Annotated in this window: 21 protein-coding genes and 1 pseudogene; 8 read left to right on the top strand and 14 right to left on the bottom strand. The window is 69.5% G+C overall.

All coding sequences use genetic code 11. From position 1 onward, the window contains the following. Positions 1 to 41: 41 nt before the first annotated feature. Entirely contained in the window at positions 42 to 953 is a 912-nt protein-coding gene (locus CPE01_RS10405) for a cation diffusion facilitator family transporter (protein ID WP_146806582.1), read from the top strand. A gap of 67 nt (positions 954 to 1,020) precedes the next feature. Here CPE01_RS10405 and CPE01_RS10400 read toward each other — a convergent pair whose 3' ends face one another. The 6 genes from CPE01_RS10400 to CPE01_RS10370 form a co-directional block, all read right to left on the bottom strand. Then, complete coding sequence (locus tag CPE01_RS10400; RefSeq protein ID WP_146806581.1) at positions 1,021 to 1,353, bottom strand: YnfA family protein; 333 nt, start codon at positions 1,351 to 1,353, stop codon at positions 1,021 to 1,023. 22 nt (positions 1,354 to 1,375) lie between these two features. Continuing rightward, on the bottom strand, positions 1,376 to 1,714 hold the full coding sequence (locus CPE01_RS10395; RefSeq protein WP_146806580.1) for a rhodanese-like domain-containing protein: 339 nt from the start codon (positions 1,712 to 1,714) through the stop codon (positions 1,376 to 1,378). Between the two features lie 43 nt (positions 1,715 to 1,757). Continuing rightward, a complete protein-coding gene (gene merT, locus CPE01_RS10390) occupies positions 1,758 to 2,042 on the bottom strand; it encodes a mercuric ion transporter MerT (RefSeq protein ID WP_146806579.1) in 285 nt (94 codons plus the stop codon). A 79-nt stretch (positions 2,043 to 2,121) separates the two neighbouring features. Next, positions 2,122 to 2,895: a MerR family transcriptional regulator gene (locus tag CPE01_RS10385; RefSeq protein ID WP_146806578.1), complete on the bottom strand. Its 774-nt coding sequence runs from the start codon at positions 2,893 to 2,895 to the stop codon at positions 2,122 to 2,124. 378 nt (positions 2,896 to 3,273) lie between these two features. Then, positions 3,274 to 3,900, bottom strand: a complete 627-nt coding sequence (locus CPE01_RS10375) for a response regulator transcription factor (RefSeq protein WP_146806577.1) — start codon at positions 3,898 to 3,900, stop codon at positions 3,274 to 3,276. After that, positions 3,897 to 5,207 (bottom strand): sensor histidine kinase, encoded by a 1,311-nt coding sequence (locus tag CPE01_RS10370; protein WP_146806576.1) that lies wholly within the window; start codon positions 5,205 to 5,207, stop codon positions 3,897 to 3,899. The genes CPE01_RS10375 and CPE01_RS10370 overlap by 4 nt, the downstream gene beginning before the upstream one ends. Positions 5,208 to 5,358: 151 nt before the next feature. On the opposite strand from CPE01_RS10370, the gene CPE01_RS10365 reads away from it, so the two are divergent. The 6 genes and pseudogenes from CPE01_RS10365 (at position 5,359) to CPE01_RS10345 (ending at position 9,264) form a co-directional block, all read left to right on the top strand. Beyond that, positions 5,359 to 6,453 carry an ABC transporter permease gene (locus CPE01_RS10365; protein ID WP_146806575.1) on the top strand — a complete coding sequence of 365 codons (1,095 nt, stop codon included), beginning with the start codon at positions 5,359 to 5,361 and terminating at the stop codon, positions 6,451 to 6,453. A gap of 16 nt (positions 6,454 to 6,469) precedes the next feature. Next, on the top strand, positions 6,470 to 7,168 hold the full coding sequence (locus CPE01_RS10360) for an ABC transporter ATP-binding protein (RefSeq protein ID WP_146806574.1): 699 nt from the start codon (positions 6,470 to 6,472) through the stop codon (positions 7,166 to 7,168). Positions 7,169 to 7,265: 97 nt separating this feature from the next. Further along, positions 7,266 to 7,604 (top strand): annotated as a pseudogene (locus CPE01_RS17030) (helix-turn-helix domain-containing protein); the annotation flags it as partial. An 18-nt stretch (positions 7,605 to 7,622) separates the two neighbouring features. Beyond that, entirely contained in the window at positions 7,623 to 7,898 is a 276-nt protein-coding gene (locus tag CPE01_RS10355; RefSeq protein ID WP_246783864.1) for a nucleotidyltransferase family protein, read from the top strand. Further along, positions 7,895 to 8,236, top strand: coding sequence for a HepT-like ribonuclease domain-containing protein (locus tag CPE01_RS10350; RefSeq protein ID WP_222592908.1), 342 nt, complete (start codon positions 7,895 to 7,897; stop codon positions 8,234 to 8,236). The genes CPE01_RS10355 and CPE01_RS10350 overlap by 4 nt, the downstream gene beginning before the upstream one ends. A 134-nt stretch (positions 8,237 to 8,370) precedes the next feature. Then, a complete protein-coding gene (locus tag CPE01_RS10345) occupies positions 8,371 to 9,264 on the top strand; it encodes an HNH endonuclease (protein ID WP_146806573.1) in 894 nt (297 codons plus the stop codon). Positions 9,265 to 9,593: 329 nt separating this feature from the next. Here CPE01_RS10345 and CPE01_RS10340 read toward each other — a convergent pair whose 3' ends face one another. The 5 genes from CPE01_RS10340 to CPE01_RS10320 form a co-directional block, all read right to left on the bottom strand. Next, positions 9,594 to 9,959, bottom strand: a complete 366-nt coding sequence (locus CPE01_RS10340; protein ID WP_146806572.1) for a hypothetical protein — start codon at positions 9,957 to 9,959, stop codon at positions 9,594 to 9,596. A 77-nt stretch (positions 9,960 to 10,036) separates the two neighbouring features. Next, positions 10,037 to 11,050, bottom strand: coding sequence for an HNH endonuclease (locus tag CPE01_RS10335; RefSeq protein ID WP_146806571.1), 1,014 nt, complete (start codon positions 11,048 to 11,050; stop codon positions 10,037 to 10,039). A gap of 278 nt (positions 11,051 to 11,328) precedes the next feature. After that, positions 11,329 to 14,376, bottom strand: coding sequence for a type I restriction endonuclease subunit R (locus CPE01_RS10330; RefSeq protein WP_146806570.1), 3,048 nt, complete (start codon positions 14,374 to 14,376; stop codon positions 11,329 to 11,331). Next, positions 14,373 to 15,569, bottom strand: coding sequence for a restriction endonuclease subunit S (locus CPE01_RS10325; RefSeq protein WP_146806569.1), 1,197 nt, complete (start codon positions 15,567 to 15,569; stop codon positions 14,373 to 14,375). Before CPE01_RS10325 ends, CPE01_RS10330 begins: the two co-directional genes overlap by 4 nt. Further along, on the bottom strand, positions 15,566 to 17,140 hold the full coding sequence (locus CPE01_RS10320) for a type I restriction-modification system subunit M (protein ID WP_146806568.1): 1,575 nt from the start codon (positions 17,138 to 17,140) through the stop codon (positions 15,566 to 15,568). Before CPE01_RS10320 ends, CPE01_RS10325 begins: the two co-directional genes overlap by 4 nt. Positions 17,141 to 17,240: 100 nt before the next feature. Here CPE01_RS10320 and CPE01_RS10315 point away from each other — a divergent pair, with 100 nt between their 5' ends. Next, entirely contained in the window at positions 17,241 to 19,766 is a 2,526-nt protein-coding gene (locus tag CPE01_RS10315) for a DUF4268 domain-containing protein (protein WP_146806567.1), read from the top strand. A gap of 7 nt (positions 19,767 to 19,773) precedes the next feature. On the opposite strand, the gene CPE01_RS10310 is transcribed toward CPE01_RS10315, so the two are convergent. The 3 genes from CPE01_RS10310 to CPE01_RS10300 form a co-directional block, all read right to left on the bottom strand. Beyond that, a complete protein-coding gene (locus CPE01_RS10310; protein ID WP_146806566.1) occupies positions 19,774 to 20,418 on the bottom strand; it encodes a DUF6308 family protein in 645 nt (214 codons plus the stop codon). Between the two features lie 167 nt (positions 20,419 to 20,585). Next, on the bottom strand, positions 20,586 to 22,265 hold the full coding sequence (locus CPE01_RS10305; protein ID WP_146806565.1) for an NERD domain-containing protein: 1,680 nt from the start codon (positions 22,263 to 22,265) through the stop codon (positions 20,586 to 20,588). A gap of 145 nt (positions 22,266 to 22,410) precedes the next feature. Further along, entirely contained in the window at positions 22,411 to 22,806 is a 396-nt protein-coding gene (locus CPE01_RS10300; RefSeq protein WP_146806564.1) for a VOC family protein, read from the bottom strand. Between the last annotated feature and the right edge of the window lie 86 nt (positions 22,807 to 22,892).

Below are 22,892 nucleotides of genomic sequence, written 5' to 3'. Positions count from 1 at the left end.
CTCGCTCCACACCGACGCCCGACCCCAGGTGAAGGTCGTTGATGGGACACGATCACGGGCACGCTGCTCCCGACCACCGCGCACGCCTCGCGATCGCATTCGCGATCACCGCGACGATCCTGCTGGCCCAGGCCGTCGGAGCCTGGCTCACCGGCAGCCTCGCGCTGCTCGTCGACACCGCGCACATGCTCACCGACGCCGGCGGCCTGCTGCTCGCCCTGTGCGCCGCGTCCCTGTCGCTGCGGCCACCCACCCCGCGCCGCACCTGGGGCTACCGCCGCGCCGAGGTCCTGGCCGCCCTCGCCCAGGCCGCGATCCTGCTCGCCGTCGGCATCTACGTCCTGATCGAAGGCGTCCAACGCCTGGTCGAACCGCCGCAGATCCCCTCGACCGAGCTCGTGGTCTTCGGCGTCATCGGCCTCGCCGGCAACATCGCCTCGCTGCTCGTGCTCGCCGGGCAGCGGTCCGCGAACTTCAACCTGCGCGCCGCGTTCCTCGAGGTCCTCAACGACGCCCTCGGCTCGGTCGCCGTGATCGTCGCCGCGATCGTCATCGCCGTCACCGGCTGGCAGCAGGCCGACGCGGTGGCCGGCCTGTTCATCGGTGTGCTGATCGTCCCTCGGGCGTTCACGCTGCTGCGCGAGACCACCGCCGTCCTGCTCGAGTCCACCCCGCCCGGCCTCGACCTCGACGAGGTGCGCAACCACCTGCTCGAACTCGACCACGTCGACGAGGTCCACGACCTGCACGCCTCCCTGATCTCCTCCGGGCTGCCGGTGCTCAGCGCCCACGTCGTCGTGGCCGACGAGTGCTTCAGCGACGGCCACGCGGCACGCATGCTCGACGACCTGCAGCAGTGCATCGCCGAGCACTTCCCCGTCACTGTCGAGCACTCCACGTTCCAGCTCGAGTCAGGTGCTCACCGCCGCCACGAGCACGCCAGCCACGCCTGAACAGCACTGTCGTGGGGCGCTGACGAACTGGCGGCTGCGCAACGCTGACGCTGCGGCCGGCCCCGGTCTATCCACGTGGGGCGTACATGATGACCGCGACCCCGAGCAGGCAGATGACGGCGCCGGTGATGTCCCACCGGTCGGGTTGGAAGCGGTCGACGAGGATGCCCCAGGCCAGGGACCCGGCGACGAAGATGCCGCCGTAGGCGGCCAGGATGCGCCCGAAGCTCGCGTCGGGCTGCAGGGTCGCGACGAACCCGTAGAGGCCGAGGGCGACGACGCCGGCGCCGATCCACAGGACCCCGCGGTGCTCGCGTACGCCCTGCCAGATCAGCCAGGCGCCGCCGATCTCGGCCAGCGCGGCGACGGCGAACAGCAGCAGGGAGCGCGCGAGTGTCATGGTGGTCAGTGTGGCTCGCTGCTCAGCGCACCGGCTGCACCGTGTCCAGCCGCAGGCCCGCGCCCGCCCAGTCGGCCTTGCCACCGGGGTAGACCCGCACGTCGGTGTAGCCGAGTGCGGCGAACGCCGCGGCGGTGACCTTCGAGCGGCCGCAGGCCGGACCGGAGCAGTACACGACGACGGTCCGGTCCCGGTCGGGCGCGAGGTGCTCGGCGAGCTGCGCGGTCAGGCGGTCGGGGACATTGAGCGCGCCGGGCAGGTGCGCATCGTCGTAGTGCGCGGCGGGCAGCGCCTCGACGAGCACGACGACGTCGCGTTCGAGCGCAGCCTGCAGGTCGGTGCGGGTGATCGTGGTGAGCACGGTGTTCTCCTGTCGAGTCGATGCGATCGGGCCGCGGGGTCGGTCAGCACCCGCACCCACCGCCGGCCGTGGCTGCGGCGGCCTTCGCCCGGCGCCGGCGCACCCACATCGCCGTACCCACGGCCACGGTGACTAGCAGCACGACGCCGAGCGCCACGCCCTCCCCGCCCGCGAGGAAAGCCCCCACGCCCGCGGCGAGCCCACCGGCGAGGATGAGCGGCAGCGAGCAGGCGATCGCGCAGGCCAGCACGATCCCGGCGCCGGCGAGCACGCCCTTGCGTCCGGGAGTGCGCTGCGGGGTGGTGGTCAGGTCGTCGGGTGCGGTCATCGTGTGCTCCTCGGGTCTGTCGGGCAGGGGGTACCGCAACCCCGGCGGGTTCGCCGGGGTTGTCGAGCGGTGGGCTGGGTCAGGCGGTCGGGCCGAACATCGCGGCCACGACGTCGGCGGCCTCCGGCGGGGCCTGGACCTCCAGGCGAACGCGGCCGGTGGTCAGGCGCACGGTGAAGGTGAAGAAGGCGCAGCAGTCCTGCTCGGCGGCTGCCAGGCGCGCGACGTCGGCGACGAGCTCGGGCGAGGCGTCAAAGGTCAGCGCCACGCCGCCCGTGATCGGCTCCCGGCTCGTGGCCCTCGGGACCAGCGCCTGCCAGTCCACGACCCGGCCGGGCACGTCCGCACCGTCCAGGGAGCACGCGATCGACGCCACAGGCGACCCGACGGGCGGGGTCGGCGTGCGGGTGAGCTCGACGAAGGTGCGACCGGGTGTCGACGTCGGCGTGGCCGCTGTCGCGCACGGGCAGCTCGGGCCGCACGGCCCGGCACCCGGCGCGACGGCGAGTCGGGCCGCGACCCGCTGCAGGTCGGCGGCCAGCGCGACGAGCTCACCGATGCGCGTCTGGGTCTCCGCGAGCCGCTCGGAGACCATCTCCACGACCTGGTGCGCGACCACGGAGCAGTCCTCGACGTCGTAGGCCTTCACCAGCTCGGCGACGTCGGACAGCGGGATCCCGATGTTCTTGGTCGCCGTGACGAACCGCAGCCGCTGCACGTCCTCGTCCGTGTAGGTGCGGTAGCCGTTGGCGCCTCGCGTCGGCGTCGCCACCAAGCCGATGTCCTCGTAGTAGCGCAGCGTCGTGGTCGGCACCCCGACGAGCTCGGCCACCTCGGCGATCCGGTACGTCATGTCAGCGACGGTAGACCTTCGACTCGACTCGAAGGTCAACCCCTCGGGATCGAGGACCACCGCGGTCGCTAACCGGTCCGAGAGCGACGACGGTGCCGCAGCCGGGTGTTGCTCACGCGGCCTGCTGATGGAGCCAGCCCACCGTGAGCCACCGCCCGACGATCCTGCGCGAGGCGGGCCTGGTCGTCAGCGAGAAGCGGGGCGCCTACGTCTAGTACGCCGCGGTACCCACCGCCCTGGCGGCCCTTCGGGACGCTCTCGCTCCCGTGCGCTGAAGACTCCGCCACTCTCGTGCGAAGTCGGGTCCGACAGACCTCTGCGAACCCGCAGGTCACGCGACTGCCGCTCCGACAAGAAGCGCGCGAGCCTACAGGAGAGTCAGCTCGGGAGCAGGCCGCGTTCGCGTGCGAGGGCGACCGCTTCGGTGCGCGACTGGACGCCGAGCTTGTCGTAGGCGTGGGCGAGGTGGGACTTCACGGTGGCGCGGGAGATGACGAGCTCGCGCGCGATGGCGTCGTTGGAGCGGCCGAGCGCGACCATGCGGAGGATCTCGAGCTCGCGCAGCGTGAGCGAGATGCCGGGGCGGCGCATGCGGTCCACCAGACGCGCCTGCACGGCCGGGCCGAGGGTCACTGATCCGGCCGCTGCGGCCCTGATGGCGGAGGCGAGCTCGTCGGTGGGGGCGTCCTTGAGCAGGTACCCGGTCGCTCCGGCTTCGACGGCCGTGAGGATGTCGGAGTCGGAGCCGTAGGTCGTCAGGATGAGCACGGGTGGGCCACCGGCCTGGACGATCTGCCGGGTGGCGTCCGCGCCACCCAGGCGGCCGGGGCCGAACTGGAGGTCGAGGAGGAGCACGTCGGCTCGTCCGCCGCTGCGGACGTGGGCCAGGAGGGCTTCGGCAGTGCTGAACTCCTCGACGACGTGCATGTCCGGCTCGCTGTCGATGACCGCCCGGAGGCCGGCGCGCACGACCGGGTGGTCGTCCGTGAGCACGACGTCGATCACCGGTCCTCCTGGTGCTGCGGTGCGCTCGTGGGCGGGACCTGCCCCGTCTCGTCCTCGTCGTGGTCGGGGATGCGCACGGCGACGACGGTCCCGTCGCCGGGGCTGGTCTCGATCGTGAGGGAGCCGCCGAGCTCGCGTGCACGTGAGCGCATCGCGGTGAGGCCGAACCCGCCGGGCCGGTCGGGTGGCGGCTGTCGGTCCGGGTCGAAGCCGCGCCCGTCGTCGACCACGTCCAGGATGACCTCGTCGGACAGGAACGTCAGGCTGAGAGTGGCGTTCCGGGCGGCGGCGTGCTGGACGACGTTGGCCAGGGCCGACTGGGCGATGCGCACCAGCGCGGCCTCGACCTGGAGCGGGAGGGCTCGGGGCTCGCCCGAGGTCTGGACACGCACGACCAGCGACCCGGGTGCCGTGTCCCCAGGTCCGTCGTCCGCGACCGGGGCGGCGACCGCCGCGGCCTGGGTCCGGTCCGCGATGCGGTGCAACGCGGCGACGAGGGTTGCGCCGTCCAGGTCCGTTGGCGCGAGCGCACGGACGAACCGACGGGCCTCGGCGAGGTTCTCCTGCGCGGTGCTGCGCGCCTGGTCGATGTAGGCGTGCGCACGGGCGTCGTCGTGTCCCACGTCCCGTGCTGCTGCCCGCAGGAGGAGCTCGATCGCGGAGTAGCCCTGCGCGAGGGTGTCGTGGATCTCGCGGGCGAGGCGTTCCCGCTCGGTCGCGACCGCGGTCTCCCGTTCGGCGGCGGCGACGTCGTCGCGGGCGCGGGCGAGCTCCTCGAGCATCCGCTGCCGCTCCTGCGACTCGCGCACGAGTGCTTCGAGCCCCAGGGTGACGGCCACGGCCACGGCCGCACCGACGGCTGGACCGAGCGCCGGTGCGATGGAGGTGTCCGTGGGGGCGCGCTGCAGCATGCCGTCGACGGCGGCGACGAGGGTCGTCACGACGACGGCGAGCACCCCGGCGCGCGGCCCGAGGACGTGCATCTGCAGCAGCATCAGCGGGAAGGCGAGCCACAACGCGCCGTCGCTGACCTGCAGGAGGATCGTCCAGACGACGATCAGGGCCGCGATCCACGCACCCGCCGGCCACCACCGGCCGCGACCTGCGTCGAGGGGTGCCTCGTGGACCCGGATCGTGGCGCGCCCGGTCGCGTACAGGGCCGCGAACGCCGCGGCGGCCAGCAGGGTGGCCCACGGCCGGGCGGAGTCGGCGGGGCGCAGGACGGCCACGGTCAGGAGCCCGGCCACCAGCACGTCGAGCCCGACGAGCAGGCGACGCGTCACCGCCGGCAGGGTCTGCGCACGCATGTCGCCACGGTAGCCAGGCTCCGCCGCGCCGCATCGGCCGAAAGGTGGAGCCCGGCGGCCACCCTTCGTCGGCCGACGTGCGTCCCGGGGCCCGATGGACCGGACCGTCGATCGGCGCAGGCTGGTGGGACGCCGCAGACCAGGAGGTCCCATGTTCGTCGCGCTGCGCGACCTGCGCCACGCCCGTGGCCGTTTCGCCCTCATGCTCGTCGTCATCGCGCTGATCGCGTTCCTCGTCGCGTTCCTCTCCTCGCTGACCGCGGGCCTGGCCCGGGAGTCGACATCGGCGGTCACGGACCTGCCGGTCGACCACCTCGCGTTCGCGATGCCGGAGGCGGACGACGACCCGGACTTCACCGCGTCCACCGTCACCTCCGCTCAGCGGGACGCCTGGTCCGCGGCGGCCGGGGTCGAGGGCGCCGAGCTTCTCGGCGTGGCCACGACACGCGCGCAGTCCGCGGCGACGACCGCCGCCGTCACCGCCTTCGGGGTCGAGCCGCGATCGACCCTGGTGCCCGCCGACACGCCTGCGCCCATCACCGGGACGGCGACGGTGTCCCGAGGTGCGGCCGACGGCCTGTCGGTCGCCGTCGGCGACACCGTGAGTCTCGGAGGGCACGACCTGCAGATCGGGACGGTCCTGGACGTCGACGCGTCCTACGCGCACACCCCCGTCGTCTGGGTCGCCCTGGCGGACTGGCAGACGATCGGCGGGCGAACACCTGCGTCCGACGAGGGGCAGACCGCGACGGTCGTCGCGGTCACCGGCGACGTCGACGACGACACCCTCCACCGCACGGACGCCGGGGCAGGCACCACCACGCTGGGCGTCGGCGAGGCGAGAGCCGCGATCAGCTCGTTCTCGTCCGAGAACGGATCGCTCGTGACCATGCAGGCGTTCCTGATCGGGATCTCGGCCTTGGTGGTCGGCGCCTTCTACACCGTCTGGACCATCAGCCGCTTCGGCGACATCGCCGTCCTCAAGGCGCTCGGCGCGTCCACCCGCTACCTGCTGCGCGACGCCATCGGCCAGGCGTTCCTCGTGCTCGTCATCGGCGTCGGTCTCGGTACCGGGGTGGCTGCCGCCGGCGCGACCTTCCTGGCCGGCGCCGTGCCGGTGGTCGTCACGGCCACGACGACGCTGCTGCCCGGTGCGGCCCTGGTCGCCCTCGGCCTCGTCGGCGCGGTCCTGGCCGTCGCGCGCATCACCACCATCGACCCCCACGCCGCTCTCGCCGCGCGCTGAGCACCGGAGGAACCCCATGGATCTGCACCTGGACGCCATCACCCTCGTCTACCCCGACGGCGACTCGACCCTCACCGCCGTCGAGGACCTCGACCTGTCGATCCCGTCGGGGACGACGACCGCCCTGCTCGGACCGTCCGGTTCCGGCAAGTCGAGCCTGCTCGCCGTGGCCGGCGGCCTCACGCGGCCCACGGCCGGCACCGTCCGGATCGGGCAGGACGTCGTCTTCCACCCGGCAACCACCGTCGCGGCAGCCACCCGAGCCCGTCTCGGCCGGATCGGCATCGTCTTCCAGTCGCCCCAGCTGCTGGGATCCCTGACCGCGCTCGAACAGCTCGAGCTGCACGCGCACCTGCGCGGCGACCGGCCCGCCGGCCTGCGAGCGCGGGCCCTGGACCTCCTGGCCGAGGTGGGGATGAGCGACCACGCGCACAAGCGACCCGCTCAGCTGTCCGGCGGCCAACGGCAGCGTGTGGCGATCGCCCGCGCGCTGATCGGTGCCCCGCAGGTCCTCCTCGTCGACGAACCTACGTCGGCGCTCGACCACGCCCGCGGCACCCAGGTCATCGACCTCATCACGCGCCTTGCCCGCGAGCTCGACGCGGCCACACTCGTCGTGTCGCACGACTCCTCGACACTCGACTCGGTCGACCGGACCGTCCGGATGCTCGACGGACGACTGGAAGAAGCATCTCGGTCGGCCGTCGGGACGTGAGTGCCCCGATGGCCCCGGCTCGTTCCGCAGCTCGATCGGCCACCTCCTCGACGCTGAGTCCGCCTCGCTGCGGCCTACGCGGACCAGCGCATCCGTGATGGTCTCGAAGACGACCCTGTGCCCATCCGCCTCGACGTCGCGGCTGCGGAACGGCATGCCTTGCGGCGTTCGACAGTTCCGCGACGACGTCGGGGCCGTGGCTCGTCGCGGGGATGCTCCGGTCAAGCGGTCACTCGCGCACCGTGATAGCAGAAGCGCTATCGTCCGGTACATGACCTCTGGATACGGTGCGGAGCTCCGAGCTCGGCGCCTCCGCCTCGGCCTGACGCAGCGTGAGCTCGCTCGCCTGTCCGGCGTCGCGCAGCCGGTGATCGCAGCCATGGAGACCGGTCGACGCAGCGCGAGCGCTGTCACACGGTCCCGGCTCGACGCTGCGCTGAGTGTGCGACCGTCCGTGGTGCTGCAGCGCCACCGAGCAGCCGTCCGTGACGCGGTTGCGCGGCACCGGGGTCACGACGCTTACGTCATCGGGTCCGTAGCACGCGGCGACGACACCCCTGAGTCCGACATCGACCTCATGATCACCTTCGATGACGGCACCGACCTCGTGGACGTCCTCGACCTCACGGACGAGCTCGAGCGGCTCCTCGGCGCCAAGGTGGACGTGGTCTCGGGGCGCGTCCACGGCGCCGTGAGCACCCACGCTCGGCGCGATGCGGTTCCGTTGTGACAGGTGACGACAAGGTCGCGCGGCTGCTCGACGACCTGGCGACGATGGCGGACGACGCCGCCCACATCGTCGACCTCGGCGAGGACGCGTACCTAGCCGACGACGCCCACGGGCGACTGCTGCGCAACGCGGGCGAGCGCATCGTCATCAAGGTGTCGACCGTGGTGGAGCGCCTCCCGGAGGACTTCAAGGAGCAGTACCCGGAGATCGAGTGGGTCAAGATCCAGCGGATGCGGAACCTCGTCGCGCACCACTATGACAAGGTCCAGGCGGACTTCGTGTGGGCAACGCTCAGGGGGCGCATCCCTGAACTCGTGCGTCGCGTGCGGGGTCGCTGAGCACAGCGGACCCCGCCCGCGCGACGTACTCAGCCCTTGCCTGCACGTAACAGGTCGTCGTCAACGCACCGTCGCCATGCTGTCCGGCGTGGCGATCCCCGCCGCAACCCGTTCGACCTGGTGAGCTCGGGGCCGTGGACACCGCCGTCGAGTCAGCCCTTCGTCTGCAGATCATCGCCTGGCTGCACGAACGAGCCGACCGCAACGGCGGCTTCCTCCACCGCCATGAGCTGCTGAGCTACCGCACGGGCGATCGAGACCTCCCGCTGATCGACTTCTCCCGCGGCATCCGCAATCCCGCAGGCTTTGCCTCGACACTCGCGATCGTGCAGTCAGCGCACGGCCCGTACGACGACATTGAGGACCCGGACGACGGCCTGCTGCACTATGCCTACCGCTCGGGCGACCCGTTCGGCGGCGACAACCGCAAGCTGCGCGCGGCGATCGAGACGGGCGCGCCGCTGATCCTGTTCCGCAAGGAGACGCCGAACTACTACACGCCGATCGCCCCGGTCTACGTCGTCGACGACGTGCCGGAGGAGAACGCCTTCCTCATCGCCCTGGACGAGTCGTTCCGGTACATGGGCGACGTGCGCTCGCTCTCCGAGCCCCAGCGCGCGTACGCCCTACGCCTGGCCAAGCAGCGCCTGCACCAGCCGGCGTTCCGCACCCGGGTGCTGCTCGCCTACGAGACGCGGTGCGCCGTCTGCACGTTGAAGCACGGGTCGCTCCTCGACGCCGCACACATCGCGCCCGACTCCTCGGCGCGCGGCATCCCGACGACGCCCAACGGCCTGGCGCTGTGCAAGATTCACCACGCGGCATTCGACCAGAACATGCTCGGGATCTCGCCCGACTATGTCGTGCACATCGACCGGGACCTCATGGAGGAGGTCGACGGGCCGATGCTCAAGCACGGCCTCCAAGAGATGCAGGGGCGGCCGTTGACGGTGCCGGGTCGGGTGAAGGACCGGCCCGACCGGGAGCTGCTGGCGGCGCGCTGGAAGGAGTTCGCAGGGACGCGGTGATGCGGAGTCGCTGATCCTCGGAGGGCGGCAGGGATCGCCGCCATGGTGGCGGGACATCGTGACGTGGCCAGGTACCTCGAGGATGAGCGGGCATAGCCGGTGCTCGGGGTCATGGTCCGGTCCTTCGCCGGCGGTGTGGGCGACTGAGAGCGTCGCACTCCCGCGGGTGGTCCGATCACTGCACGTTCGAGGAAGAGGACCGTCGGTGCCTGCCGGACGCGCCACCGCCACGGTGCGCCACCGGCACGGTGGGTACGGCGGACGGGTCAGGCCGTCGCCGAACGATGATGGCACGCCAGGCGCAAGGTACGAACGGGGTCGAACACCCCTCACGTAAGGGGGCTCGGCTCGACCACCTCGACCTGGCCGAGAGCGTCCACGACGTACACAGTCACTCGCAGTGCGCGCCGCGTTGCTTCCGGCACCCGCAGCGCCGCAGCACGCGACTCGACCGGGACGACTACGCCGAAGACGACGCCTTCTGCACCCACGTCGGCGCGCCGCAGCAGCTGACCGTAAAGGGTGTCGACGTCGAGACCGACGGCCGCCGTCCGCCCCTTGGCCTCCGCATAGAGCGTCGTCGTGCCGCGGTGGGCGACGACGTCACAGAAATCGACTTCTCGCTCCACGGTCCAGCCGTCACTTGTGAGCCACGCCGTGAACGCCTCGATCACCCGTACCTCGTCGCCACGCATCACCTCAGGCTAGTGATGTCGGAGAAGGGAGCGGCGGGGCACACAGGTGAAAACGAGGCCGGGCGATGCAACGACGCTCACCTCCGCACGGGCACCGTCGTATCGCTTGGCCGGTAGACGTGGTCCCGGTGCCACCGCGCGTACTGCACGTCAATGACCGTCGCTCTCTGCGGCAGAGCCACCCGCTCGAACAGGTGCGGTGCGCCGAAGTACAGCTGCACCTCCGGCCGGCGGTCGCGGTCGAGAGCGAGGCTCGGTGCCACGGTGATGAGCAGGTCGTCCTCGATGGTGAGCAGCCCCTGGTCGAACGCTGCGTCGTGCGTGGGGCAGGCGGCGAGGCCGTTGGCGACGTGCAGGCGCTCACGCTTTGTCGCATCCCGCCAGGGCTTCACGTGGCTGGCCCGCAGTAAGTGCGACGGCCCGGCGCTCGGTGCCGCAAACCCGCAGAAGACGCATGCATGGCCGCAGTTACCGAGGACGGCGCGCGCGAACCGGTGCTGACCGACGCGGACGGAGCCCAGCGTAATCCGCTCGGTCTCGCGCTCGTCGTAACCGGCGTCCGCGAACGTCCCGAGCGCCTCTTCGACGGCAAGCTCGAGGACGCTCGGCCCGAGCTCGTCCTGCCCGAGCAGCCAGACCTGCCCGCCGTCCTCGATCCCGAGGAAGTCCGGGAGAGTCGCCGGGTCGATGCCGACGCTCCGTGCGCCGGCGAGGCACGCCCGGTACACCGCGGCAAGGTGCTGGGGGTCGCTCCTCAGTGCGGCAGCGACGAGGACGTCGTTCTTGTTGCCCTTGGGCCGAGCCCCGTCGAGGTTGTCCATCTTGGCGATGACGCTCGTGGGCGGGCGGCGGAACAGCCGCGCCAGCTCCGGCACCGGCCGTGGTGCGTTGACAGCAGCCTTATTGCTGAACCGCGAGCTGTCGACGAGGTACATCGCCGCGAGGCAGAGGATCGTCTCGACGGGGTTGAAGTTCTCCTGCCGTTTGCCCTGGTCGACCGGCCTGCGATCCAGGATCGACAGCCACTGTCGGCGGGCGTCCTCGGGCGTGAGGTCGAGGTAGTCAGCCGAGGTATATAGCACGCGGGACATGCTTGGTCGTCGTCAGATGCACATGAGGGCTTGAGCAGATTCGGCACACACCCGGGCACAGACGGCGAGCCACGCCGCTCGTTCGAGCGATCAAGGAAAGCGCGCGAGGCAAGGCGACGGGCACGGGCGTGACGGGCCGATCGCGGTAGCGCGTCGAGCGATCGCGGGCCTCTGTGGGCGAGCGCTCGGCCTCGAACAGGTGAGCCCCGCGGCATCGGAGGCCCCGCGCCTGAGACACCTGACGGCCAGGGTGCCCAAGCGACGGGGGTAGCCGGGCGTCACGCCAGGTCGAAGAACCGGTCGAAGAACGCGGTGAGCTTGTCGATCACCGTCTGCTTCTTGGCACCGTGGTTCGAGCCCTTCGCGAACCGGGAGACCGGAGGCAGTATCTCGGTGATGGCGGTGCCCGTTCCGCGTACCTGTCCGTCACGGAAGGCGGTGTCGACGAAGGCGCGGGTCGGCTCGGGGCGGAGGTTCTCCTCAGCGATGATCCGTTGGAGCTCGGTCTCGCGCTTGGCCGCGACGTAAGCGCGCCACTCCTCGGCCACATCCTCGTCGATGGACACCCGGTCGACGAACTCCTCGATGAGGTCCTTCTTGTTGCGCAGCGACGGGCTGGAGTCGACGGCGCGGTCGATGGCCGCCTTGATCTCCCTGTCCTCGCCATTGCCCTTGGCGGCCCGGTACTTCTCGACGAGCATGAGGATGTAGTCGACGTTGATCTCGACCTGCTTGATGAGCTCGATCTCGAAGACGACGTCGTCGTTGATGGCCTCGCGATCGGCGCGGTCCGTACGGCGGAAGGACGCATAGAGGTCGAGGTAGATGGATTGGTAGTCCTGCAGGTCCCGGTCCGAGAGGATCTGGTTGCCGGCGAAGTCGTCGAACGACACGAGGATGTTGCGCAGCCGCAGCAGCGCACCGAACAGGGCGATGAACGCCTTCTGCTCCTGCTCTCCGAGGATCTGCTGACCCACCGGGAACCTCTCGCGCAGCTCGGTGACCTTGTCGGCGTACTCGTTGAAGTACTCCCCGAAGGGCTTGAGGAGCACGACGCCGGCGGCGTCCTTGTTGCCGAACAGCGCGATCGCGTCGTTGGTCTCGGTCTCCAGGTCCCGGAAGGAGACGATGTTGCCGTACGTCTTGACCGAGTTGAGGATGCGGTTGGTCCGCGAGTAGGCCTGGATGAGGCCGTGGGCGCGCAGGTTCTTGTCCACCCACAGCGTGTTCAGCGTGGTGGCGTCGAACCCGGTGAGGAACATGTTGACGACGATGACCAGGTCGACCTGGCGGTTCTTCATCCGCAGGGACAGGTCCTGGTAGTAGTTCTGGAACCCGTCCGCGCTCGTGTCGTACGACGTCCCGAACATGTCGTTGTAGTCCTGGATGGCGTCCTCGAGGAAGTCGCGCGAGGAGCGGTCCAGGAGGTCGGTCTCGAACTCCTCCTCGCCGAGCAGCCCGGCGCCGGTCTCGTCCTCGGCCTCGTTGGCCGCGTACGAGTAGATGAGAGCGACCTTGAGCCGCTTCGCCTCGGGCACGTCCGCCTGGAGACGGCCGAACATGTTGTAGTAGATCTTCGCGGCCTCGATGGACGCTGTGGCGAACAGGGCGTTGAAGCCGGCGACGCGCCGGTCCTTGAGGGCGTAAGTCTGGTTGCGCTTGGTCTTCTGGTCGAAGTGGTCGATCACGTACTGCGTCACCTGCCGGACGCGGGACGTGTCGAGCAGCGCCCGCTCGGTGTCGATCGCGGACACCTGCTTGTCGACGACGGCGCCGACCTTGACTGTGTTGACGTAGTCGATCCGGAACGGCAGCACGTTCTTGTCGTTGATCGCGTCGACGATCGTGTAGGTGTGCAGCTTGTCGCCGAACGCCTGAGCGGTGGTCCGCAGCGCCGGGTTCCCACCGGTGCCGGCGTTGACGGCGAAGATCGGCGTCCCGGTGAACCCGAAAAGGTGGTACCGCTTGAACGCCTTGGTGATAGCGGTGTGCATGTCACCGAACTGCGAGCGGTGGCACTCGTCGAAGATGATGACGACGTGCCCGTCGTAGACCGCGTGGCCCTTGTTCTTGGCGATGAAGGTCGACAGCTTCTGGATCGTCGTGATGATGATCCGGGCCGACGGGTCCTCGAGCTGCTTCTTGAGGATCGCCGTCGAGGTGTTCGAGTTGACGGCGCCCTTCTGGAACCGCTCGTACTCCCGCTTGGTCTGGTAGTCGAGGTCCTTGCGGTCGACGACGAACAGAACCTTGTCGACATCACCGAGCCTGGACGCGAGCTGCGCTGCCTTGAAGGACGTCAGCGTCTTGCCGGACCCGGTCGTGTGCCAGACGTACCCCCCGGCCGCGGGTGTGCCGAGCTGCTTGAGGTTCGTGGACGTCTCGATGCGGTTGAGGATCCGCTCCGTTGCCGCGATCTGGTACGGACGCATGACGAGCAGCATGCGGTCGTCGGTGAGCACGCAGTACCGCGTGAGCACGTTGAGCAGCGAGTGCTTCGCGAAGAACGTCCGCGTGAACCCGACGAGATCGGTGATCGGCGTGTTGGTGGCGTCTGCCCACCAGGACGTGAACTCGAAGGAGTTCGACGTCTTGCGGCCGCGCTTTCCCTTGCTCTGCTCGTCGAGGTGCTGGGCGCGGGTGGTGTTCGAGTAGTACTTGGTCAGCGTTCCGTTGGAGATGACGAAGAGCTGGACGTACTCGAACAGCCCCGACCCTGACCAGAACGAGTCCCGCTGGTAGCGGTTGATCTGGTTGAACGCCTCGCGGATGTCGACGCCCCGCCGCTTGAGCTCGACATGCACGAGCGGCAGCCCGTTGACGAGGATCGTCACGTCGTACCGGTTCGCGCGCTGCGCCGGCACGTCGGCGCCCGCAGCGCGGCCCGGCACCTCGTACTGGTTGATGACCTGCAACCGGTTGTTGTGGATGTGGGTCTTGTCGAGCAGCGCGATGTTCTTCGACGAGCCGTCGTCCCGCTTGAGCAGCTGGACGTGGTCCTCCTGGATCCGGACCGTCTTCTCGACGATGCCGTCCCGCTCGCCCGCGATCTTCTCGGCGAAGAACCGCTGCCACTCTCTGTCGGTGAACGTGATGCGGTTCAGCGCCTCGAGCTGGGCGCGGAGGTTCGCGACTAGGTCGGCCTCGGACGTGATCGGCAGGTACTCGTACGCCTGCTCCACCAGCAGCCGGATCAGCTCGGCCTCGAGCGCCGACTCCGACTGGTACCGCGTCGCCTCGGTCGGGTCAGCCTCGAACTGGGCGACGACCGTCGACTCCGACGACAGCGCGATCGGCTCGAACCGGCTCCCCGACCCCTCGCTCACGCCACAGCCTCCTTGAACGTCAGCAGACGATCCCGGTAGTACGCGTATTGCTGCCGGCGCGCCTCGATCTCTGCGGGTAGACCGGACGACAGGTCGTTCACGAGAGTGTCGAACTGATCGAGGATTGCGACGATCCGCCGCTGTTCATCGAGAGATGGCACCGCAATTCTCGCACGCAGGATGCTGTCATTGTATAGTCGCTTTATGGTCCCACCGTCCGTCACGGGCCACGTAATGACCGAGTACCAGTGGCGAAGATATGCGTTAAGGACGGTCGACTCGTCATGTTCGAGCCAGACGATATTGGAGTCCTGGAAGTACGCATCCCGTCCATCATACGGAATGGCTCGCCCAATAGTGCCGGCGGCAGAAATTAACACATCACCCACACGCGGGAACGAATACCGACCACTATAGTCGTCAAACAGTTCCCTCGAAATGAAGGCGTCCGCCTCGCCGCCGAAGGTTCCGATCTTGAAGAAAGGGACATGCCCGTGAGGCCGAGTCTCGGCCTTGAAGATGCGCTTGCACATAGCAACGCGACCAATGTCGCCCAATGACGCCCAGCGATGCCCGCCCTGGAGCAGCAACTTATCCCGGTAGTGGGCGTACTGCTGCTTGCGGGCCTCCAGCTCCGCCTCCAGCTCCGCCTCCAGCTCCGTGAAGGCATCCAAGACTCTCACGATCTCCCGCTGCACCTCGAGAGGCGGCACCGGCACACAGTAAGCGCGGATCATCTGAAGGTTCAAGCCGCCCCGAGTGCCTTCTCCAGACGAAATTTCGCGCAACCTGTGGTACTGCGTGCGGAGGTAGTGCCAGAGAAAGTCTGCGATTAGTTCGTCGCCAGGGATTATCGCGGCCAGCGACTGGTTGGTGCAGAGCGCGATCCGCGTCCTGGCGACCAGGCCGCGGGTCTTTCCCTGCCCGGCAAGGGCGATGACCACGACGTTCGCGGGGACCATCCTTGTGCTACACGATTCGTAGCCCGCCTGAGTGATCTTCTGCTCCGTTGAGAAGATCGTTTCCTTGTTCACCTCGCCGGAGCTCATCCAGGGGATCGTGCCACTATCCCAATACTCCGGGACACCCTTGGCCGGCGTTGCGCCCGCGATGCATGTCGCGACTTCGCCAATCGTCTTGTACGCAACGCCGGCCGGCGCATAGCGCTCGATGAGGTCATCAACTCGGCTCATGCGTCCGCACCTTCGAGATCGGCGACGATGGCGTCGATCTGCGCGCGCAGCGCGGCCTGACGCTCGACGATGCCGGCGATGCGGGCGTTCAGCTCGGTGATGTCGACGACCTCGCGGGTGTCCTCGGCCTCCACCCACGACGACACGGAGATGTTGTAGCCGTTCTCGCCGATCGCCTCGTTCTCCACGAGCCGGGCGAAGTGAGCGACGTCCTCCCGCGCCGTGAACGCCTCCAGGATCCTCGCCTGGTTCGCCTCCGTGAGCTTGTTCTTGTTCCCGCCGCGCACGAACTCGGCGGACGCGTCGATGAACAGCACCGCGTTGTCGTTCTTCGACTTCTTGAGCACGATGATGCAGGTCGCGATCGTCGTGCCGAAGAACAGGTCGGGCGGGAGCTGGATGACGGCGTCGACGTAGTTGTTGTCGATGAGGTACTTGCGGATCTTCTGCTCTGCCCCACCGCGGTAGAGCACCCCGGGGAACTCGACGATCGCGGCGGTCCCGTTGACGGCGAGCCACGAGAGCATGTGCATCGTGAAGGCGAGGTCCGCCTTGGACTTCGGCGCGAGCACGCCGGCCGGGGCGAAGCGCGGGTCGTTGATGAGCAGCGGATTCGCGTCGCCCTCCCACTTTATGGAGTAGGGCGGGTTGGACACGATCGCCTCGAACGGCTCGTCGTCCCAGTGGGCAGGGTCGATGAGGGTGTCGCCGTGCGCGATGTCGAAGTGCTCGTAGTTCACGTCGTGCAGGAACATATTGATCCGGCACAGGTTGTACGTCGTGAGGTTGATCTCCTGGCCGTAGTACCCCTGACGGACCCCGTCCTTGCCGAGGACCTTGCGGTACTTCAGCAGTAGCGACCCCGACCCGCAGGCCGGGTCGTACACCTTGTTGACGCTGGTCTTGCCGACCACGGTGATGCGGGCGAGCAGCTCGGAGACCTCCTGCGGCGTGTAGTACTCCCCGCCGGACTTGCCGGCCGAGGAGGCGTACATCTGCATGAGGTACTCGTACGCGTCACCGAACGCGTCGATCTTGTTCTCCGTGAACGACCCGTTGCCGAGGTTGAGGTCCCCGATCGCGTCGAGCAGCTTGACGAGCCGCTCGTTGCGCTTGGCCACCGTGGGCCCGAGCTTGTTCGAGTTGACGTCGATGTCGTCGAACAGGCCCTTGAGGTCGTTCTCCGCGACCGTCCCGACGGCGGACCCCTCGATGTTGCGGAAGGCCCGGTCCAGCGTCTCGTTGAGGTTCGGGTCACGGGGCGCGCGTGCTCGGACGTTCGCGAACAGCTCCGACGGCCGGATGAAGAACCCCTTCTCCGCCACGATGTCCCGGGCGAGGTCAGGGTCCTCGACGTCACGGTTGGCCAGCCTGGCGTAGTCGAAGTCCGAATTGCCCGCCTCGTGCTCCAGCGCGTTGAGGTAGTCGGTGAGGTTCTCCGAGATGTACCGGTAGAAGAGGAACCCGAGCACGTACTGCTTGAAGTCCCACCCGTCGACGCTGCCGCGGAGGTCGTTCGCGATCCTCCAGATGGTCTTGTGCAGCTCTGCCCTCTGGGTCTCGCGGTTCATGCGGGTGACCTTAGCCCCCCTGGCCGACACGCCCGCGGAAACGGCGCCGGGAGCGCTACGGTGGCGCCAGCTTGTCCAGAGGTGAGAGCCGGAGGCGCGCGTGGTCAAGGCGACCGAGACGAACTTCGCCGCAGTGCTGGAAGGCCGCAAGCAGTACCAGGTGCCGCTCTACCAGCGGACGTACTCCTGGGGGACGAAGCAGCTCAACCAGCTCTGGGACGACGTCGTCGAGCTGGCCGCGACCCGGCGCACCGAGCCAGGGACGAGCCACTTCATCGGCTCGCTCGTCCTGGCCACCAGTCCGGACTTCAACGCGGTCGGGATGTCGAAGCTGCTCGTCGTCGACGGACAGCAGCGGCTGACGACACTCACGCTCCTGCTCGCGGCGCTGCGCGACCACCTCACCGAGACCGGCGACGCCGAGGGCGCCGAAGGCATCCACGCCCAGTACCTGGCGAACGTCTACGACAAGGGCAAGCCCGCCAAGGTGCTGCCCACGCAGGCCGACCGCGAGGCGTACAAGGCGGTCCTGACACGCTCGCCGGATGCCGGCGGCCCCGATCGCATCGGCGTCGCGTACAACCACTTCCGGGCCAAGATCGCGGCAGCGGACGACCCCGACGACCCCCACGACCTCGAGGAGATCGAGCACGCCGTCGTCCACGGGCTGGCCGTCGTCGTCGTGACTGCCGAACGCGGTGACAACGCGCACCGCATCTTCGAGTCGCTCAACAACACCGGCCTGCAGCTCAACCAGTCGGACCTGCTGAAGAACTACCTGTTCATGCGCCTCGGCGAGCGCGGCGAGGACGTCTACGACACCGTCTGGCTGCCGCTGGAGAAGAGGCTCTCCTCGGACCAGCTCGAGCTGCTGTTCTGGCTCGACCTGGCCCAACGTGACGAGCGCGCCAAGCAGTCAGACACGTACGCGGGACAGCAGAAGCGCCTGGAGAAGCTCACGGGGCCGGAGCAGATCGAGTCCGAGGTGCGACGCATCGCCGCTCTCGGCGACCTCCTCGCGACGATCCTCGACCCGTCACGCGAGCCCGACCCGGCGATCCGCCAGCGCCTCGAACGCATCCGGGACTGGGGCTCGACCACCGCCTACCCCGTCGTCATGGCGCTCCTCGCCCGGCGAGCCGGGGGCACCGCGACGCCCACCCAGGTCGCCGACGCCCTGCTGACGTTGGAGTCGTACTTCGTGCGACGCATCGTCGTCGGTCGCGCGACCGCCGGACTCAACCGCAGCCTCCTTCAGGCCGTCGGCGCGGTCACCGACGCCCCTGCCGTGGACGTCGCGCTACGCGACTACCTGTCGCGCGGGCGCCGGCACTTCGCCACCGACGCACAGATCCGCGGAGCCGTCGGAGTGGTGGCCTTCTACTGGCAGGGCCGCGCCGCGCAGAAGAAGCTCATCCTCCAGTGGATCGAGGAGTCCTATGGCTCCAAGGAAGCCGTGGACCCCGCGCACCTCACGATCGAGCACGTCCTGCCCCAGGCGCTGACCGACGCCGCCCTGCGGGAGTTCGCCGCAGGGCTGCCCGAGGACGCAGATGTCAGGGCCGAGCACGAGCGCGTCGTCCACACACTGGGGAACCTCACGCTCACCGGCTACAACAGCGAGCTGAGCAACCGACCCTTCTCCGCCAAGCGGTCCATGCTCGCCGACTCGGGCCTCCGCATGAACCGCGAAGTCTCTGCGAGCGAGACCTGGAGCGTGCCGGAGATCGACGCGCGTGGCGCGGCACTGGCCGAGCAGATCATCCAGCTCTGGCCGGGACCGAACGAGGCCCTCACAGGCGGGAGCGTCGAGGAACCCTCGGAGACCCGTCGGCTGGTCGCCTCGATCGTCGCCGAGATCCCCGCCGGCCGGTGGACGTCCTACGGGGAGGTCGCGCTCGTCGCAGGCTCCTACCCTCAGCCGGTTGCGGCGATCATCACGACGCACCCCATGCAGGGAGCGTGGCGCGTCCTGCAGACCGGCGGGACCATCTCGCCCGGTTTCCGGTGGCTCGACCCGGCCCGTAGCGAGGAACCTCGCGCCTTCCTCGAAGCCGAAGGCCTGAGATTCGACGCTGAAGGACGTGCCGACACCGAGCAGTTCATCGACGCCGCCGAGCTCGCCTCCCTCGTCGGGCTCGACGTCCCCGACGAGGCGCCTGCTTGGCGGGCTGCCGGAACACGGCCACTACTCGCGCAACGGCAGGCGTTCTTCCAGAAGGTGCGAGACCTCGGCGAGTCGACGGGCACGGTCGTCGGGTACTGGCCCAGCCCGTCGACCCAGGACGCCGTGGACGTCAATATCGGCGTCCCCGGCTGCATCGTCGTGCTCTCGCTCGCCTCCCGTGCCCCTGGGGGCGTCCAGTGCTCCTTCTACATCCGGGACGACAAGGCGCTCTTCGCACAACTGCACGCACGTCGTGAGGAGATCGAGGAGGCACTTGGAGCCACGCTCGAGTGGCACGAAAACCCCACATACAAGGCCAGCAGAGTTGCGCTGCGGCATGACGGGGACTGGCGGGACGAGAACCTCGCCCCCCGCCTCGCACAGTGGCTCGTGAGCACTGCCGAGCTCTTCGCCACGGTCTTTCCGAAGTACACGAGCGACGTGCGAGGGCTCACCTGACAGGGTTCTACGAGTTCACGTACCCGCTCCCGAGCATCCACGCGAGCACGTCGAACACACGCAGCACCGACACCTCCGGCCCGAGCCCCGCCGCCAGACGGAGCTCCTCGAGACGTCGGTGCTGGGCGCGGCCGTCCGCGGTCAGCCATGCGTGCAACGGCACCCAATACCGGCCCTTGACGACGGACAACTCGGCAGTGACGACGGCGTCGAGGATCGGGACGAGATGCGGTCGCTTGCGTGCGAGCAGCTTGGTGGCGGTGGTCTCGCCGATCCCTGGGACAGCCAGGAGCTCTCGGTAGGCGTCCCGCACGGGCCAGACGTCGCCCACCTCGTCGGCCGTGAGCTCGGCGAACGCCACGTCCGTCGGAATCTTCGCGAGTAGGTCGCTCAGCTCCGGTCCACGCGCCTCGAGGAGCTGCAGCGCCGCGGCTGCGGGGACAGGTACCGAGAGCATCGACACGGCCACGATGTCGTCAGAGGTGAACGTGTTGGCCACGTCAGGCCGGTCCCCTCCGCCTCCGAGCCGCTCGAAGTAGGCACCCGTGAAGCCGCCCGCCGGCAATGGCGCGAAGTAGCGCCGGAGAGCCGCCACCGCTACCGGCTCGTCCCCCGGTGCCAGGAGGGCCTCAAGTCGCTCGCTGATCTGCACGCCGTCTCCTCGTCGTTGAGCGCCATGCGTAGGCCGCCTCGCGGACCTACGCGAGAAAAGCGGCGCCGAGCGCGACGTGTTCCGCGCGCCCGCCGTGCCCGCATCGTCGCAGAGGCACGGCCGGCGGACACGAGGTTCAGGAGACTGCGCGCCCGCCCGGGCGATTCTCACCCGGTCGAGGACGCCGCCGCCCACGCCCAGGCATCCCCCAACCGCCTCCTGACCGCCTCTCCGCCAATCTCCTCCACGTACCCGAGCGGCCCCACCACCACGAGCAACACACGCGCTCGTGACAACCCCGTGTAGAGCATCGACCGAGCCCGCGCCGCGTCCCGGACCCCGTTGACCGCCAGCACCACGACGGTCCGCTCGAGCCCCTTGAACCCCAGCACGTGCCCGTAGAACACGTCCTCACCGGCGAAGAACCCGTCCCAGTACTCCTGGTAGCCCGCCATCCCGACTGTCTCGACCTGCATGGGGTGACGCCGCCCGGTGGTGAGCAGCGCGATCTGCCCGGGCTCCCAGCCCTCGTCGAGCAGCGCCTCGACGGCGTCGTCCGCGGCACTGACGGCGTCCTCGAACGGCACGTCCACGACACGCACCGGCGCGCCGGGCCACCCGCGCGGGCGGGTGACGCCCTCGTGCAGCGCACCGCACAGCTGGGCGATCTGCTTGGTGGAGCGCAGGTTCTCGTCGAGCTCGACGACGGTGAGCTCGACCGGTGCGGTGCCCGAGCGCGGGAAGACGCGCTGCCCGTCGTCTGAGAACACCGTCAGCCTTCCGCCGTCGGGGTCGCGCAGGCACCGCAGCAACGCCGACCACCACGCGTCGCCGAAGTCCTGCGCCTCGTCGACGACGACCGCGTCGAACAGGTCGGTCTCCGGTCGTTGCGCGGCCAGCTCCCCGAGGTCGCGCGGCAGGCGTTCCTCCCAGTCGGTCGGGTCAGCGTCGTCGCCGGGCGCGGCACCCCAGCGCACCGGCAGCTCGTGGAACAGCCCGACGTACGCCGGCCGCTCCCGCACGGGCCACTGCGCGGTGATCCGCTCGAGGTACCGGGCCAGACCACGCGAGTAGCACATGAGCGCGACCCGTTCCCCCGCCTTCGCTCGACGACGGGCGTGCTCGAGCGCCAGCCACGTCTTGCCCGTGCCCGCCCCGCCGACGACGTGCACCCGGCGCACCGCGTCGAGGTAGCGCATGGCCTGCGCCTGATCGCGAGTCAGCCGGTCGAGGTGGTCCTCGTACTGGGCTGCCACCGCGAGCGACTCGGACTGCGAGGGGAACCCGCCCGTCAGCCACTCGACGAGGGCCTCGGCCGACGGCTCGTCGAGCCGAGCTTGCCCGGCCCCGTGCTCGTCGATCGCCCGACGCACGAGGTGGACGGCCCGCCCGCCGTCCGTGACATCGCCCCGGTCGAGCAGCATGGCGCGAGGCAGCTCCGGTGCGTCCCAGTCCCCTGCGACGAACGTGTGCGGCAGCGCGACGAGGTGCGCGGCCCGTGCCCGCGCCGCCGCGAGACCGTGCCGGTGCAGCAGCGCGAGCAGCGTGTGCTTCGCGTCCTGCACCTGGCCGACCGGGTCGATCGCATGGCGCGCCTCACCGGAGCCCTGCCACCACCGCCCGTCAGCGCGCGTGACGTGACCACCCTTCACCTCGACCGCAGCGAGCCCCAGGCCCGGCCACACGACGAGCAGGTCGATCTCGCGTTCCTTCGCCCCGTCCTGCAACGCGGTGCCCGCGAGCAGGACCGCGTCGTCAGGCAGGTGGTCGCGCAACGCCAGCCAGACGGTCTGCTCCGCCCCGCCGTCTTCGGGGAACGCGGGGTACTCGGGGTAGGTACGCGCCACGGCCGTGACCTCCTGAGGTGAGTGTCCACCCCTGCTATCGGCATGGACCGGTCGGTGCCGGAGGGCGAAGGTCGCAGGATCTCGTCCGCAGGCTCGTCACGCCGGCTCCCGCATACCTCGTCGACCACGCCACGCCGGTGCTGCGTCAGGCCTGCAGGAACTCGGGCCGCGGCGCGACCGTAGTGATGCAGAACGGGTGCCCTGCGGGGTCCAGCAGGACCCTCCACCGCGGGTCCGGCTGCGGGTCGGCGAGCCTGGCGCCGAGCGCCACGGCGCGCTCGGCCGGCTCGTCCAGCTCGTCACCGGCCGTGAGGTCGAGGTGCACGATCGACGAGCCGGGCCACGACGGTGGCTGGTAACCCTCGACGCGCTGCGGGACGAGCAGCACTCCCTGCACGAGCACGCCGACGCTTGACGGGCGGCTCCAGAGCACGCGTCCGCCCAGCAGTCGCAGGTAGAACTCGGCGAGCTCGGCCGGGTCGGCGCAGTCCAGGGACACGCCCACGAACCGCAGGTCGCCGGGCTCCGCTGGGGCCGTCATCGCGCCATGGTGTCACCCGGGCGACGAGGGGTCGAGGTCGCCGCGGCACCGCACTGGAGGACTCGTCGCGTCCCGAATGCCGGGAT

Origin of the sequence: Cellulomonas persica, assembly GCF_007989825.1 — a bacterium.
Taxonomy (GTDB): domain Bacteria; phylum Actinomycetota; class Actinomycetes; order Actinomycetales; family Cellulomonadaceae; genus Cellulomonas; species Cellulomonas persica.
Note: the sequence above shows the minus strand (reverse complement) of the source record. Positions and strands in the feature narration are given on the sequence as shown.